Annotated in this window: 11 protein-coding genes; 3 read left to right on the top strand and 8 right to left on the bottom strand. The window is 70.2% G+C overall.

Annotated features, from left to right (window positions below):
• Positions 1–177 precede the first annotated feature (177 nt).
• Together KI385_RS31280 and KI385_RS31275 are read left to right on the top strand one after the other, a co-directional pair.
• Positions 178–1,569 carry a helix-turn-helix domain-containing protein gene (locus tag KI385_RS31280; RefSeq protein ID WP_238575452.1) on the top strand — a complete coding sequence of 464 codons (1,392 nt, stop codon included), beginning with the start codon at positions 178–180 and terminating at the stop codon, positions 1,567–1,569.
• Between the two features lie 160 nt (positions 1,570–1,729).
• On the top strand, positions 1,730–3,433 hold the full coding sequence (locus tag KI385_RS31275; protein WP_238575451.1) for a purine-cytosine permease family protein: 1,704 nt from the start codon (positions 1,730–1,732) through the stop codon (positions 3,431–3,433).
• A 65-nt stretch (positions 3,434–3,498) separates the two neighbouring features.
• Here KI385_RS31275 and KI385_RS31270 read toward each other — a convergent pair whose 3' ends face one another.
• From KI385_RS31270 to KI385_RS31240, 7 genes are all read right to left on the bottom strand, one after another.
• Complete coding sequence (locus tag KI385_RS31270) at positions 3,499–4,098, bottom strand: TetR/AcrR family transcriptional regulator (RefSeq protein ID WP_238575450.1); 600 nt, start codon at positions 4,096–4,098, stop codon at positions 3,499–3,501.
• Between the two features lie 98 nt (positions 4,099–4,196).
• Complete coding sequence (locus tag KI385_RS31265; protein WP_238575449.1) at positions 4,197–5,216, bottom strand: PRC and DUF2382 domain-containing protein; 1,020 nt, start codon at positions 5,214–5,216, stop codon at positions 4,197–4,199.
• 295 nt (positions 5,217–5,511) lie between these two features.
• The gene (gene serA, locus KI385_RS31260) at positions 5,512–7,104 is read right to left on the bottom strand and encodes a phosphoglycerate dehydrogenase (protein ID WP_238575448.1); all 1,593 of its coding nucleotides are present in this window, start codon (positions 7,102–7,104) and stop codon (positions 5,512–5,514) included.
• A gap of 271 nt (positions 7,105–7,375) precedes the next feature.
• Positions 7,376–8,374, bottom strand: coding sequence for a ketol-acid reductoisomerase (ilvC, locus tag KI385_RS31255; RefSeq protein WP_128507782.1), 999 nt, complete (start codon positions 8,372–8,374; stop codon positions 7,376–7,378).
• Between the two features lie 102 nt (positions 8,375–8,476).
• Positions 8,477–9,001 (bottom strand): acetolactate synthase small subunit, encoded by a 525-nt coding sequence (gene ilvN / locus KI385_RS31250; RefSeq protein ID WP_128507784.1) that lies wholly within the window; start codon positions 8,999–9,001, stop codon positions 8,477–8,479.
• Positions 9,002–9,041: 40 nt separating this feature from the next.
• Entirely contained in the window at positions 9,042–10,913 is a 1,872-nt protein-coding gene (locus KI385_RS31245) for an acetolactate synthase large subunit (RefSeq protein ID WP_238575447.1), read from the bottom strand.
• A gap of 209 nt (positions 10,914–11,122) precedes the next feature.
• On the bottom strand, positions 11,123–13,018 hold the full coding sequence (locus KI385_RS31240) for a putative bifunctional diguanylate cyclase/phosphodiesterase (RefSeq protein ID WP_425357109.1): 1,896 nt from the start codon (positions 13,016–13,018) through the stop codon (positions 11,123–11,125).
• Between KI385_RS31240 and KI385_RS44685 the strand changes: the two genes are divergently transcribed.
• Complete coding sequence (locus KI385_RS44685) at positions 12,965–13,558, top strand: putative alpha/beta hydrolase (protein ID WP_425357108.1); 594 nt, start codon at positions 12,965–12,967, stop codon at positions 13,556–13,558. The genes KI385_RS31240 and KI385_RS44685 overlap by 54 nt on opposite strands.
• Positions 13,559–14,348: 790 nt before the next feature.
• Here the strand turns inward: KI385_RS44685 and KI385_RS31235 are convergent.
• Positions 14,349–15,311, bottom strand: a complete 963-nt coding sequence (locus tag KI385_RS31235) for a 2-hydroxyacid dehydrogenase (protein WP_238575446.1) — start codon at positions 15,309–15,311, stop codon at positions 14,349–14,351.
• Between the last annotated feature and the right edge of the window lie 30 nt (positions 15,312–15,341).

Genomic DNA, 15,341 nt, shown 5'->3' with positions numbered 1-15,341 from the left:
TAAGGATCGCGCCACTTCCCGGCCATCGACAGCTGTCACGCCTTCGTGGTCGGGATCTCAGACAGATGTATGAGAATAGGGGTAGGACACCCATGCCAGTGGTGACAGTGGTGTGACGGGTGTCCGAGATGCCGGCGGTGCCGGTGGTGTGGTGACAGGAGAGGGGCCGGACGGCGGATGAGGGGCGACTACCAGCAGCTTGTGGACGAGATCTCGGCGGCGCTCGGTGCGCCGGCGACGCTGGAGGACCGGGATTTCGGGCTGATTGCGTTCGGTGCGCACGAGGGCGACGACGACGAGGTCATGGACCCGGTGCGGACCCGCTCGATCCTGCAGCGCCGCTCGTCGGCGGCCGTACGGGCCTGGTTCGAGGCGTTCGGGATCGCCCGCGCCAAGACGGCGCTGCGCATTCCGCCCGACCCGGCGGCCGGGGTCTTCAGGGGCCGGATCTGCCTGCCCGTACGCCATCGGGGCATCGTGCACGGCTATGTCTGGCTGCTGGACGACGGGCATCTGACCGACCTCGCGCTGGGCGGCCGTGGCGCACCGCCCGACCCGCGGATCGCACAGGCGATGGAGACCGCCGCCCGGATCGGCGCGCTGCTGGCCGACGAGGCCCGTGCCGGGTCCGAACTCGGCGATCTGCTGCGGGAGTTGCTGATCTCGGAGCCCGCCGGGCGGCCCGGTGCCGCGGCCGCGCTGCGCGATGCGCTGCGGGACACCCTGCGCTTCACCCCGGGCGTCCCGCTCGCCCTGGTCGCGGTGCTGCCCTGGGACACCTCGGACACCGACGTGGCGCCGCTGCCGAGCCTGCCGGGCCTGCTCGCGGCCTGTGCGCTGCCGGCCGGCGGCGGCCCGGCCGACGCCGTGGAGCCCGCGCCCGTGGGGCCGGACGAGCCGGACACCGCCGCGCCGAACGGCAAGGGGCGCGGCCGCGCGGGGGACGCCGCCGTCCGCCCTCGGCCCACGGGGCCCGCACCGGCCCTGGCCGCGCTGGTACGACTGCGCTCGACCGGTGCGCTCGCCCCGGCCCATACGGTGGCCGAGCATCTGCTGCGCTCGCCGCGCGCGGGCGGCACACCGGCCGCCGCGGGCCGGTCCGGCGGCCCGGCGGACGGGCAGGCCGGGCGCGGCGCCGCGCGCGCCGGTGGCCCGGCCGGTCAGGGCGCCGCCGGAATCGGCATCGGCACAAGGGACTTGGCCGATCTGCCGGCCACCTGGCGGGAGGCGCTGGACGCGGCCCGCGCGGCCCGCGCCGAGCCCCGGCTGGGTCCGATCGCCCAATGGGATGCGATCGGCGGGTACCGCATGCTCACCGCGCTGCCGGCCGCCGCACCGGACCCGGCCATCGGCCCGCTGCTGGCCCCGGCACACGCCGAACTCGCCCGCACCGCCGAGGTGTTCCTCGACTGCGCGGGCCAGGCGAGCCGCACCGCGCAGGCGCTGGGCATCCACCGCCAGACGCTCTACTACCGCCTGGGCCGGGTGGAGAAGCTGACCGGCCTCGACCTGGACGACGGTGAGCACCGGCTGTTGCTGCACATGGCGCTCAAGGCGGCGCGGCTGTGAACCGGACGCGGGTCCGGGCTGATCCGAAAGACACGCCCTCGTCGGGGCCCGGCGGCGAACAACCCCCGGAAACAGCCGCGTCATCCGGAAAGCGGTCACCGGTAACACACTCTTCCTAGCCTCCGGGTCGCAGTCCCCACCGCACCCCAGGAGGCCTGGCATGAGCGTCGAGCCACAACTGACCGCACCCGACAGCGGCCGGCGGTTGCCACCGGCCGGGCCGAGCGCCGAGCAGGCAGCCGCCGATCACCTACGCCCCGACCAGGCGGTCACGGAGACCCTGGAGGACTACACCCTCCGGTTCGCCCCGCGGAGTTACCGCCGCTGGACGCCGATGGTGGTGGCGACCACCGCGCTGGGCGGTATCGCCTACATGGCCGACTTCTCCATCGGCGCCGGCATCGGCCTCGCCCACGGCACCGGCAACGCGCTGGCCGCGATCCTCCTGGCGGCCGTGGTCATCTTCGTCACCGGCTTTCCGCTCGCCTACTACGGGGCGCGCTACAACATCGACCTGGACCTGATCACCCGCGGCTCCGGCTTCGGGTACTACGGCTCGGTGCTCACCAGCGTCATCTTCGCCAGCTTCACCTTCATCTTCTTCGCGCTCGAAGGCTCGATCATGGCGCAGGGGCTGAAGCTGGGCCTCGGCCTGCCGCTGTGGCTGGGGTATCTGGTCTCCACCTTCCTGGTGATCCCGCTGGTCATCTACGGGATGAAGGCGCTCAGCAAGCTCCAGGTGTGGACGACCCCGGTCTGGCTGCTGCTGATGGTGGGGCCGCTGCTCTACCTGGTCGCCACCGACCCGGGAACGGTGAACCGCTTTCTGTCGTACGCGGGCGCAGACGGCCACGGCGGCGTCAACACCGCCTCGGTGCTGCTGGGCGCCGGCGTCTGCCTGTCGCTGATCGCCCAGATCGGTGAGCAGATCGACTATCTGCGCTTCATGCCGCCCAAGACCGAGGCGAACAAGCGCACCTGGTGGACGGCCGTGGTGATGGCCGGCCCCGGATGGGTGGTGCTGGGCGCCCTGAAGCAGGCCATCGGGCTCTTCCTCGCCGTCTACATCCTCGCCGAGGTGGGCCCGGCCGCGGCCACCGAACCGATCCAGCAGTTCAAGGGCGCCTTCGCCGCGATGATGCCGTCGTGGCTGGTGATCCCGCTTGCCGTGGTCCTCGTCGTGATCAGCCAGATCAAGATCAATGTGACCAACGCCTACTCGGGTTCGCTGGCATGGACCAACTCCTTCACCCGGGTCACCAAGCGCTACCCGGGCCGGATGGTGTTCGTACTGGCCAACCTGGCCTTCGCGCTGATCCTGATGGAGGCCGACATGTTCAGCTTCCTCAACGGCATCCTGGGCTTCTACTCCAACTGCGCCATCGCCTGGGTCGTCACCGTCGCCACCGACATCATGATCAACAAGTATCTGCTGAAGCTGTCTCCGCACGCGCCCGAGTTCCGCCGGGGCATGCTCTACCCGGTCAACCCCGTGGGCGTGGTGGCCTTCGTCGCCGCCTCCGGGCTGTCGATCGCGATGTACTTCCATGCCCTGGGCGACGCGCTCCAGCCGTACTCGCCGGTCGCCGCGGCCCTGATCGCGTTCGTCCTCACCCCGCTGGTGGCCGTGGTCACCAAGGGCCGGTACTACCTGCGGCGGACCGGCGACGGGATCGACGAGCCGCTGCTGGACGCGGACGGCAACCCCCGCGCGACCACGTACACCTGCCATGTGTGCCGGCAGGAGTTCGAGCGCCCGGACGTGGCCGCCTGCCGGACCCACGATGCGGTGGTCTGCTCGCTGTGTCTGAGCACCGACCGGATCGGCGACCATGTGCTGCCCGCGGAGCCCGCCACCTCGTAACACCCGGCGGCCGGCGGCCGGACCGGCGCGGCGGCCGTCGTCGCCGGGTGTCGCGCCGCCGTCCGTTACTTCCGCCCCAGCACCTCGCCCGCGCTGACCCGGCGCAGCGCGGACGCGAGGTCCTGGCCGGAGGGCATCGCGTCGGGCCGGATCAGCGACTGCACCATCAGGCCGGTGAGCAGGGCCTGGTAGAAGGAGCCGACGATGCGGGCAGCCTCCGCGTCGACCTCGGTGTCCGGCACCCCTTCGAAGATCGCGACGAGTCCCTCGCCGCCCTCCGGCAGCACCGCGCCGAGCGCCTCGCGCAACCCCTCGTCACGCGGCAGCAGCCCCAGCACCTCGACCTGCGCCGCGATGAACTCCCGTTCCGTGGCGATGCGTTGCAGGACCTTGTCCCAGACCACGGCGAACCGCTCCAGCGGGTCGCCGGCCTCCGTCGCGTCGCCGGTGGACTCGGCCGGCACCTCGGCCATGCCCCTGCCCCACTCCTCCGCGGAGGCGATGACCGCCTGGCGCATCAGCGCGTCCTTGGATCCGTAGTGGTATCCGATGGAGGCGAGGTTGGCGCCGGATGCCGCGACGATGTCGCGGGCGGTGGTGCGCGCATATCCCTTCTCCAGGAGGCAGCGCTTGGCGCCCTCCAGAAGATCTTCACGGTGTCCCATGGGGGCAGCTTATCCCCGGACCATACGCTCGTACCAGACGAACGTCTAATACGTACGTCTGGGACGGGCGTCTATCTGCCGGGAGTCGGGGGCCCGGGTCACCGTGGGCGGTCCGGGCCGGACTCCTTGCGTCCGCCGCCCCTGCCATCGTCGATCTCCAGCTCTTCCCTGCGGATCTCGGCGCTGACCTCCTGCTGCTCGGTCACCCACTCGGTCTCCAGCCGGACCCGTTCGACCGGCACGGTCTTCTTGCTGATCACGGCCTGTTCCTCGTGCAGCACGATCTCGACCTCGCCCTCGCCGAGCCGATGAGTGGTCCGTCCCGTCCGCCGCTCCTCCTCGGTGATCTTCTCGCGGACCACCCGCACCTCCTCATGGGTGAGGGGGACGGTGCGGTGCACCTCTTCGGTGACGACGTGCTTGCGCACATGGGCCCGGCCGCTCTCGCGCTCCTCGGTGCCGATCTCCATCTGCTCCTCGGACAGCACCATCTCGGGCGCCTGCTCCTTGCCGTTCACGGTGTCCAGCTCGTCGCGGCCGCGCGACATCGCCATCGGCCGGTCGAACAGCTTGTTGCGTTCGCCGCCCGCCGGGGGGTGGTGTGCGGTGTCCGCCGTCGGACGGGCGTGCTGTGCGGTGTCCTGGCTCGCCCGGTGCCTGATGCCGGTCGCCCCCGCCGCACCGGAGGGGTCGCCGGTCGTGTCGGGCCGGGGACCGGAGGACACCACGGTGTCCGCGCGCGAGGCGGCACCGCCGGGGCTCTCCAGCTCGCCCAGCTCGCCGGGGTTGGACATGCCCGGCCGGTCCAGCCCGTAGTGGCGGTAGAGCTCGGCCTCTTCGGAGGGGTCGAGATGGCCGTCGGCGTCGATCCTCGGCGCGTCCTTGATGGTGTCCTTGGCGTGCGGAACGTGCAGTTCATCGCCGGTCCGGCGGGCCCCGGCGAGCGGTATGAAGGTCTCCTTCATACCGAACAGCCCGGTACGCACGGTGATCCACTCGGGTTCGTTGGTGGCATCGTCCCGGTAGACCTGCTGGACCGTACCCACCTTCGCGCCGGTCGCATCGATCACATGCAGGCCGGTCAGACTCTGCGGGGCGTCACCCAGAGGTGCGTTCATGGCGTCTGTTCTCCTTCCGCACGCGCCGGCGGGGGCACGCACAGTTCCCATTGCGCGCCGCGAACATCTCCCCAGCGACTCGGGAAGCCCACAAGGCACCGGCTCCGACGTCCCCACCACGCTGCTGGCGGCCCCCTCGCCCTCACCACCGAATAGGCCATTCGGGTGAATGGTTGACGCATCAGCCAACGCCGGGCGCCGGTCCGCGGCGGCGTGCGGACGATGCCCGCACACGAACGGGCCCGGACTCCGCCGAAGCGGGGCCCGGGCCCGTTGACCTGCGAAAACCTACCGATCAGTGACCGAGGTTCACCGCGCGCACCGAGGTCGCGCCGATCTCCTCACCGATCTCGGCGAGCACATTCGGCGGAATGGTGTCGTCGACGGTCAGCGCGACCAGCGCCTCGCCACCGACATCGGCCCGGGAGACCTGCATCCCGCCGATGTTGATGCCCGCCTCGCCCAGGATCCGGCCGACGGTGCCGACGACACCGGGACGGTCGCTGTAGCGCATGAACGCCATGTGGTCGGCGAGCGACAGGTCGATGGAGTGCTCACCGACCGCGACGATCTTCTGGATGTTCTTGTGGCCGGCGAGCGTGCCGGAGATCGACACCTCGTCGCCGCCCGCGAGCGTGCCGCGCACGGTCACCACATTGCGGTGCTCGGGCGACTCGCTGCTGGTCGTCAGGCGCACCTCCACGCCACGCTCCTGCGCGAACAGCGGGGCGTTGACGTAGGACACCGTCTCGTCCACGACATCCTCGAACACGCCCTTGAGCGCGGAGAGTTCCAGCACCTTGACGTCGTGCTGGGTGATCTCGCCGTAGACCTCGACGTCGAGGCGCATCGCGACCTCGCCGGCCAGCGCGGTGAAGATCCGGCCGAGACGCTCGGCCAGCGGCAGGCCCGGCTTGACGTCCTCGGCGATCACCCCGCCCTGGACGTTGACCGCGTCCGGCACCAGCTCGCCGGCCAGCGCCAGTCGCACCGACTTGGCGACCGCGATACCGGCCTTCTCCTGGGCCTCACCCGTCGAGGCACCCAGGTGCGGGGTGGCGACGACCTGGTCGAACTCGAAGAGCGGCGAATCCGTGCAGGGCTCGGTCGCGTAGACGTCCAGACCCGCGCCGGCCACCCGGCCCTCCTTGAGCGCGCTGGCCAGCGCCACCTCGTCGACGATCCCGCCGCGCGCGGCGTTGACGATCCGGACCGACGGCTTGACCTTGTGCAGCGCCTCGTCGCCGATGAGACCGACGGTCTCGGGCGTCTTGGGGAGGTGGACGGTGATGAAGTCCGCGACCTCCAGCAGCTCGTCGAGGGTCAGCAGCTTGACGCCCATCTGCGCGGCCCGGGCCGGCTGGACGTAGGGGTCGTAGGCGACGACCTTCATACCGAACGCCGACATCCGCTGCGCGACCAGGACGCCGATCCGGCCGAGGCCGACCACACCGAGGGTCTTCTCGCTGAGCTCGACACCGGTGTACTTGCTGCGCTTCCACTCGCCGTTCTTCAGGGCGGTGTTGGCCTGCGGGATGTTGCGGGCCGTGGCGACGAGCAGACCGCAGGCCAGCTCGGCGGCGGTGACGATGTTGGAGGTCGGGGCGTTGACGACCATCACGCCGGCTTTGGTGGCGGCGGAGACATCGACGTTGTCCAGGCCCACGCCCGCACGGGCGACGACCTTCAGCTTCTTGGCGGCGGCGATCGCCTCGGCGTCGACCTTGGTCGCGCTGCGCACGAGGACGGCGTCGACGTCAACGATCGCGGGGAGCAGCTCGGCGCGGTCCGCGCCGTTGCAGTGCCGGATCTCGAAGTCCGGCCCGAGGGCGTCGACGGTGGCGGGCGACAGCTCTTCGGCGATCAGTACGACAGGTTTCGAGCTCACGTGGTCTTCAGTCCTCACTAGTCCTTCGCGGACGGCCGTCCCGACGGCCGAAGGCGGTGAAGGGGGAAAGCCGCGTGGAAGACACACGACGTTGTGAGCCTGACGCGCTTGTGATTGGCAGTGTAGTGGCGGTGGGGGGCGCGTCCTGTGCCGTTGCGGAAGGATCACCCGTGCGTGGTTCTACGCGGTGGACAAGGCGCCGTGACGGCGCTTGGGCGGACACATGGACGAGGGGGCCGCGAGTTGCTTCGCGGCCCCCTGTCCGTCGGGCTTACGCCTCGTCGTCCACCCAGCTCATCAGCTTCCGCAGCTGCTTGCCGGTGGTCTCCAGCAGGTGGTTCTCGTCGGCCTTCTTGTACTCGTTGTACTTCGGCAGACCGGCGTTGTACTCAGCCATCCAGTTGTTGGCGAAGGTGCCGTCCTGGATCTCGGCGAGCACCTTCTTCATCTCGGCCTTGGTGTTCTCGTTGATGATCCGCGGGCCGGTGATGTAGTCGCCCCACTCGGCGGTCTCGGAGACCGACCAGCGCATCTTCTCCAGGCCGCCCTCGTACATCAGGTCCACGATCAGCTTCAGCTCGTGGAGGCACTCGAAGTACGCGATCTCGGGCTGGTAGCCCGCCTCGACCAGGGTCTCGAAGCCGGCCTTGACCAGCGCCGAGGCGCCACCGCAGAGGACGGCCTGCTCACCGAACAGGTCGGTTTCGGTCTCCTCGGTGAACGTGGTCTTGATGACGCCGGCGCGGGTGCCGCCGATGCCCTTGGCGTAGGAGAGCGCGAGCGCGAAGGCGTTGCCGGTCGCGTCCTGCTCGACGCCCGCGATGCACGGGACGCCGCGGCCTTCCTCGTACTGGCGGCGGACCAGGTGGCCCGGGCCCTTGGGGGCGACGAGGGCGACGTCCACGCCGGCCGGGGGCTTGATGAAGCCGTAGCGGATGTTCAGACCGTGACCGAAGAACAGCGCGTCGCCGTCCTTGAGGTTGTCCTTGATGGACTCCTCGTAGACCTTGGCCTGGATCGGGTCCGGCACCAGGATCATGATGACGTCGGCCTCGGCGGCCGCCTCGGCAGGGGTCACCACGCGCAGGCCCTGCTCCTCGGCCTTCGCCTTGGACTTGGAACCCTCGTGCAGACCGACACGCACGTCGACGCCCGAGTCGCGCAGGGACAGCGCGTGGGCGTGACCCTGGCTCCCGTAGCCGATGACCGCGACCTTGCGGTTCTGGATGATGGACAGGTCGGCATCGTCGTCGTAGAACAGCTCGGCCACTTCGGGTATCTCCTTGGATCTAGCGGGGTGCCCACACAGTACGTCGGGCGGGGTCGGGAAGGTTGCGGGGTCTCGCCATACGGTCCAGTTGGACCGCGGGAATCAGGCCGAACGGTCCAGGGCGCGCAGCGAGCGGTCCGTGATGGACCGGGAACCCCGGCCTATGGCGATGGTGCCGGACTGCACCAATTCCTTGATGCCGAACGGCTCCAGCATCTTGAGCATCGCCTCCAGCTTTTCACTGGATCCGGTGGCTTCGATCGTGACGGCCTCCGGGGAGACGTCCACGGTCTTGGCGCGGAAGAGCTGGACGATCTCGACGATCTGCGAGCGGGTCTCGTTGTCGGCGCGGACCTTCACCAGGACGAGTTCGCGCTGGATGGCGGAGCCCGGCTCCAGCTCGACGATCTTCAGGACGTTGACGAGCTTGTTGAGCTGCTTGGTGACCTGCTCCAGCGGCAGCGATTCGACGCTGACGACGATGGTGATGCGGGAGATGTCGGGGTGCTCGGTGACCCCGACCGCGAGCGAGTCGATGTTGAAGCCGCGGCGGGAGAACAGGGCGGCGATCCGGGCGAGGATGCCGGGGGTGTTCTCCACCAGGACGGAGAGCGTGTGCTTGGACATGGTCTTCTCTCTTCTTCCGTGCGTCCGTGACGTCCTGGGCTCAGTCGTCTTCGTTGTCGCCGAAGTCGGGACGCACGCCCCGGGCGGCCATGACCTCGTCGTTGGAGGTGCCGGCGGCGACCATCGGCCACACCTGGGCGTCCTCGTGCACGATGAAGTCGATCACGACCGGACGGTCGTTGATGGCATTGGCCTTGGCGATGACCGCGTCCAGCTCGGCCGGGTCCTCGCAGCGCATCGCGACACAGCCCATCGCCTCGGACAGCTTCACGAAGTCCGGGATCCGGGTGCCTCCGCTGGGCTTGCCCTCCTCGGCGACGCCGTCCGACTCGGGGCCGGAGTGCAGCACGGTGTTGGAGTAGCGCTGGTTGTAGAACAGGGTCTGCCACTGGCGGACCATGCCCAGCGCGCCGTTGTTGATGATCGCGACCTTGATCGGGATGTTGTTCAGCGCGCAGGTGACCAGTTCCTGGTTGGTCATCTGGAAGCAGCCGTCGCCGTCGATCGCCCAGACCGTACGGCCGGGCTGACCGGCCTTGGCGCCCATGGCGGCCGGAACGGCGTAGCCCATCGTGCCGGCGCCGCCGGAGTTCAGCCACGTCGCGGGCTGCTCGTAGTCGATGAAGTGGGCGGCCCACATCTGGTGCTGGCCGACGCCCGCGGCGTAGATGGTGTCGGCGGGGGCGAGCTTGCCGATCCGCTCGATGACCTGCTGCGGGGAGAGGGTGCCGTCGTCCGGCTGGTCGTAGCCGAGCGGGTAGGTGTCGCGCCAGCGGTTGAGGTCCTTCCACCAGGCGCTGTAGTCGCCCTTGTGGCCGGCGTCGTACTCGGCCTGGACGGCGACGATCAGGTCGGCGATGACCTCGCGGGCGTCACCGACGATCGGCACGTCCGCGGCGCGGTTCTTGCCGATCTCCGCCGGGTCGATGTCCGCGTGCACGACCTTGGCGTACGGCGCGAAGGAGTCCAGCTTGCCGGTGACGCGGTCGTCGAAGCGGGCGCCGAGGGTGATCAGCAGGTCCGACTTCTGCAGCGCGGTGACGGCGGTGACCGCGCCGTGCATACCGGGCATGCCGACGTGCTGCGGGTGGCTGTCGGGGAAGGAGCCCAGCGCCATCAGGGTGGTGGTGACGGGGGCGCCGGTCAGCTCGGCGAGCACCTTGAGCTCGGCGGTGGCGCCGGCCTTCATCACTCCGCCGCCGACGTAGAGCACCGGGCGCTTGGACTCGACGATCAGCCGGGCGGCCTCGCGGATCTGCTTGGCGTGCGGCTTGGTGACCGGGCGGTAGCCGGGCAGCTCGGTGTGCGGCGGCCAGACGAAGGTGGTCTGCGCCTGGAGGGCGTCCTTGGCGATGTCGACCAGGACCGGGCCGGGGCGGCCGGTGGAGGCGATGTGGAAGGCCTCGGCGATCGTCCGGGGGATCTCGGCCGGGTCGGTGACCAGGAAGTTGTGCTTGGTGATCGGCATCGTGATGCCGCAGATGTCCGCCTCCTGGAAGGCGTCCGTGCCGATCGCCTTGGACGCGACCTGGCCGGTGATCGCGACCAACGGGACGGAGTCCATGTGGGCGTCGGCGATCGGGGTGACCAGGTTGGTGGCGCCCGGTCCGGAGGTCGCCATGCACACGCCGACCTTGCCGGTGGCCTGGGCGTATCCCGTGGCGGCGTGGCCGGCGCCCTGCTCGTGGCGGACCAGGACGTGCCGGACCTTCGAGGAGTCCATCATCGGGTCGTACGCAGGAAGGATCGCACCGCCGGGGATGCCGAACACGGTGTCGGCCCCGACCTCCTCGAGCGAACGGATGAGGGACTGCGCGCCCGTGACGTGCTCGACGGTGGCGGGCTGCTGCGGTCCGCCGGAGTTACGGGCCCGCGGCTGCGGATGGTGGGCCCCGGAGGCCTGCTCGGTCATCTGCGTCTCTTCTCGAAGCTGAGGGTTTTGACGGGATTTGTGAGGTTGCTGTGCAACAAAAAACCCCCCGTGCCAGGTGGCAAGCGAGGGGAGCGCGTCGGTGCGATTAGCCGGGTTTCGTCAGGGACCCAGCTTCAGCCGACGCGCTTTCCAAGTACGAGAATTCGGGTGCGCATGGCACTGACCCTCCCCCCGCCGTGCACCGAGTGTCAAGTGGGTGGGACGGAGGTCTCACTATTTGAGCGCAATGGCGGATGCACGAGCGCATCCGGTCCGGCCGGCCCGCCGTGCCGGACGGGCAGCGCACTGCCGCTGAGCACCACCGCCCGGCCCTGGCTCGCCACGTCCGGCACCGGATAGCCGTCGTGCGCCAGGGACCGCCGCAGCCGGTGCTCGTCGAGCGGTCCGGAGAACGCCGTGCCCATGCCGTGAGTGCAGCCCATCGAGCGCAGCGCGAGGACCTGCTCGGGCAGATCGACGCCGTCCGCGACGGACTGCATGCCCAGGTCACCGGCGATCCGCAGCAGCCCGGCGGTGATCTTGTGCAGCCGGGCGGACTCCACCACACCGTCGACCAGCCCGCGGTCCAGCCGCAGTACGTCGACCGGGAGCCGGCGCAGCGCGCTGATCGCGGCGTACCCGCTGCCGAAGCCGTCCAGCGCGATCCGTACGCCCAGACGGCGCAGCGCGACCAGTCGGCGCTCCAGGTCGTCCAGCGCGATACGGGGATCACTTTCGGACAATTCCAGGACGAGCGCGCGCGGGGGCAGACCGTGCCGGGTGAGCAGCGACTCGACGCCCTTGGGGGACAGTGCGCGGTCCAGCAGCCGCCGGGCGGAGAGCCGTACCGCGACCGGGACCGGATGACCGGCGCGGTGCCGCGCCGCGGCCTGCTCGACGGCCTCCTCCAGCTGCCAGCGGTCCAGCTCGGCGGCGCGGTTGCCGTCCTCGACGAACCGGCCGCGGTCCCCGACCCGCAGAAACTCGGCGGGGGTGAAGAGGATGCCCTGGGCGGAGCGCCAGCGGGCGTGTGCCGCGACCGCGGTGACCCGTCCGGTGGAGAGGTCCACGACAGGCTGGTGCAGCAGCGCGAATTCGCCCTCGTGCAGCGCCGTACGGAGCTTGGTGGCGAGCTCGGCGCGGTGTGCCACCTCGTCCTGCATCTGCGGGGCGTACAGCTCCACCCGGCCCTTGCCGGCCTGCTTGGCGCGGTACATCGCGAGGTCGGCGTTGCGCAGCAGGCCCGCGGGGGTGACTCCGGGCTCGGCGAAGGCGACCCCGATGCTGGCCGCCACCCGCACATCCCGGCCGTCGATGCGGTACGGCTCGGAGAGCTTGATGCGCAGCCGGTCGGCGATCTCGTGGATACGGAAGTCACGTGCGGCGCTGTCGCGGGTGCCGTCGCCCGTGATCAGCGCGGCGAACTCGTCGCCGCCCAGCCGGGCCGCTATGTCCCCCGAGCGCACGGACTCACCGAGCCTGCGGGCGGCCTGCACCAGCAGTTCGTCGCCCGCCTGATGCCCGATGGTGTCGTTGACCTGCTTGAAGCCGTCGAGGTCGATGTAGAGCACGGCGGTGTCGTGGTCGCTGGCCCGGCGGCCGGTGACGGCCTTGGTGACGCGCTCGGTGAACAGCGCACGGTTGGGCAGGTCGGTGAGCGCGTCGTGCGAGGCGTTGTGCTGGAGCTGAGCCTGCAGCCGGACCCGTTCGGTCACGTCTCGGGAGTTGAAGATCAGGCCGCCGTGGTGGCGGTTGACGGTGGATTCGACGTTCAGCCAGCCGTCGCCGCCCAGGCGCCGCTCACCGGCACGGAAGCGGCACTCGATACGGGTGGTCGGTTCGTCCTCGGGGGCGGCGGCGAGGAATCTGCGGACCTCGTGCACCACCCGCCCCAGGTCCTCGGGGTGGATCAGCGAGGCCAGCTCGGAGCCGACCAGCTCCTCCGCGTCCCGCCCGTAGACACCGGCGGCGGCCGGGCTCACATAGCGGAGCACACCGGACGGGGCGGCGATCATGATGACGTCGCTGGAGCCCTGCACCAGGGAGCGGAAGTGGTTCTCCTTCTGCGCCAGCTCCTGGGTGAGGGTGATGTTGTCGAGCAGCATGATGCCCTGGCGGACGACCAGCGCGAGAACGACCGTGCAGCCGGTGAAGAGCACCACGCGGTCGATCCGCCGCCCGTCGAGAACGTTGGTGAGGATGCCGAGCGTGCAGACGGCGGCGGCGAGATACGGCGTCAGCGCGGCGAGCGAGCCCGCGATCGGGCGGCTGCCGTGCGGCTGGGGCCGGCGGGCGGTGGGCTTGAGGTCCTCTTCGACGCACTCCTCGCCCGCGCGGCGGGCGACCCATGGCGCGTACGCGAGCAGCATCGAGCCGGCGAACCATCCGGCGTCCAGGATCTGGCCGGAGCGGTAGTGCTCGCGCAGCAGCGGCGAGCTGAACAGCGCGTCGCACAGCACCGTCAACGCCAGCGCCGCGACGGCGGTGTTGATGGCGGAGCGGTGCACCGAGGAGCGCCGGAAGTGCAGCGCGAGCACCATGCTCACCAGCACGATGTCCAGCAGCGGATAGGCCAGCGACAGGGCGCTCTGGGCCACGCTGCGGCCGTGGAAGTGGGCGGTGTGTGCGAGCGCGAGGCTCCATGAGAGGGTGAGCAGCGACCCTGCGATCAGCCAGGAGTCGAGGCCCAGGCAGACCCAACCGGCCCTGGTCACCGGCCTCTTGGCGAGCACCAGCAGGCCGACGATGGCCGGCGGCGCGAACAGCAGGAAGCAGAAGTCGGCCGGCGAGGGACTGGGGACCGCGGTCCCCTCGATGACCTCGTACCAGCCCCATACGCCGTTGCCGAGACCGGCCATCGCCGAGGATGCGGCGAAAAGCATCCAGGCCGGGCGGAACCGGCTGCGGTGCCTGCGTGCGTACAGACCGCAGGAGACGGCCGCCACCAGAGCCGCGATGCTGAGGCCGAAGTCCCCCATGATCAGCGCGACTTCGTGCGACCCCCAGCCGAGGGCGGCACCGACGGCATAGCCACCACAGAGCACGGCCAGGGCGATCTGCGGCACCGTGCTCGGCGGACGGTCGCCCGGCGCCGGTGGCCTGGAAAGCATCGCCCCGGGGGCGCTCACCGCGCACTCCCGTTCACCCGTACCGGGCGCCGTCGTGGGCGGTGCGCCAGGGGGCCTCGCAGTATTCCCGCGGGCGCTCGTGGATCGCGCATCTCGCGAATCATCCATCGGCCGTACATCGCCCGTCGCCCCCCTCGAGTTCCGGATCCTTCGCATTGCGCCGTATCCGTCCCGGCGCCGTCCCCGATCGGGACGATACACCAGATCCGTCACTCAGGGACATAGCGTCTCTACGGAGCGTGACTGATGGGGGGTTGACGAATACTCCTTGCAGTCGTACGGCCCCGTAGCGCTACCCGCAACCGCTTCAGTCGGCCGTGGCGATCACGTTCCGCAGGGGTTCGCCGGCCGCGAAAAGCGTCAACTGGTCGCGCAGCAGCCGCTTCGCACGGGGCAGGAATGCAGAGCTGGGGCCACCTACGTGTGGAGTGATGAGCACGCCCGGAGCGTGCCACAACGGGTGCCCGGCGGGCAGCGGTTCCGGGTCGGTGACATCGAGCGCCGCACGCAGCCGCTCCGACTCCAGTTCGGCGAGCAGCGCCTTGGTGTCGACGATCCCGCCGCGCGCGATGTTCACCAACAGTGCGCCGTCCTTCATCCGCGCCAGGAAATCGCTTCCGACCAGGCCACGGGTCCCGTCGGTGAGCGGAATCGCCAGAACGACGACGTCCGCGTCGGGCAAGAGGGCGGACAGGGAGGACAGTGGATGCACGGGACCGCGCACTGTGTCACGCGCGGTGCGCGCGACGCGCACCACCCGCGCGCATTCAAAGGGCGTGAGCCGGTCCTCGATGGCACTGCCGATCGAACCATAGCCCACAATGAGGACCGACTTGTCGGCAAGGGCCGGCCGGAAGCCCTGCCGCCACTCCCCCGCGTCCTGCCCCCGTACGAAGTCCGGGATATCGCGCAGTGACGCCAGGATCAGGGTGAGCGCGAGCTCGGCGGTGCTGGCGTCGTGCAGTCCGCGGGCGTTGCACAGTTGGGCACCGGACGGCATCTGCGACAGCCCGGGGAGCATGTGCTCTATGCCGGCGGTCAGGGTCTGCACCACCCGCACCCGGCTCATCCAGGACAGCGGCCGCAGGCTGACCTCCGCGCCCTTCATGTAGGGGACGGCGTAGAACACGCACCGGGCCGGATCGGCCGGGTAGTCGGGACCGGCGTCCCAATGGACGTAGTGGAGACCCTCGGGGAGGCCGTCGATCTCGTCGGGCGGGATCGGGAGCCATACGTCGTTCGCGCCGCTGCGCCGGTCTGCGGTTGCCATGGCCCGAGGCTATGCGAAGAGACGTTCTGC

Origin of the sequence: Streptomyces inhibens, assembly GCF_022221585.1 — a bacterium.
Taxonomy (GTDB): domain Bacteria; phylum Actinomycetota; class Actinomycetes; order Streptomycetales; family Streptomycetaceae; genus Streptomyces; species Streptomyces inhibens.
Note: the sequence above shows the minus strand (reverse complement) of the source record. Positions and strands in the feature narration are given on the sequence as shown.

Excerpts from the sequence above, each read along its gene's own strand:
- KI385_RS31280 (WP_238575452.1), top strand. The coding sequence starts at position 178 with ATGAGGGGCGACTACCAGCAGCTTGTGGACGAGATCTCGGCGGCGCTC.
- KI385_RS31275 (WP_238575451.1), top strand. The coding sequence starts at position 1,730 with ATGAGCGTCGAGCCACAACTGACCGCACCCGACAGCGGCCGGCGGTTG.
- KI385_RS31270 (WP_238575450.1), bottom strand. The coding sequence starts at position 4,098 with ATGGGACACCGTGAAGATCTTCTGGAGGGCGCCAAGCGCTGCCTCCTG.
- KI385_RS31265 (WP_238575449.1), bottom strand. The coding sequence starts at position 5,216 with ATGAACGCACCTCTGGGTGACGCCCCGCAGAGTCTGACCGGCCTGCAT.
- ilvN (WP_128507784.1), bottom strand. The coding sequence starts at position 9,001 with ATGTCCAAGCACACGCTCTCCGTCCTGGTGGAGAACACCCCCGGCATC.
- KI385_RS31245 (WP_238575447.1), bottom strand. The coding sequence starts at position 10,913 with ATGACCGAGCAGGCCTCCGGGGCCCACCATCCGCAGCCGCGGGCCCGT.
- KI385_RS31240 (WP_425357109.1), bottom strand. The coding sequence starts at position 13,018 with ATGCTGCTCGACAACATCACCCTCACCCAGGAGCTGGCGCAGAAGGAG.
- KI385_RS31235 (WP_238575446.1), bottom strand. The coding sequence starts at position 15,311 with ATGGCAACCGCAGACCGGCGCAGCGGCGCGAACGACGTATGGCTCCCG.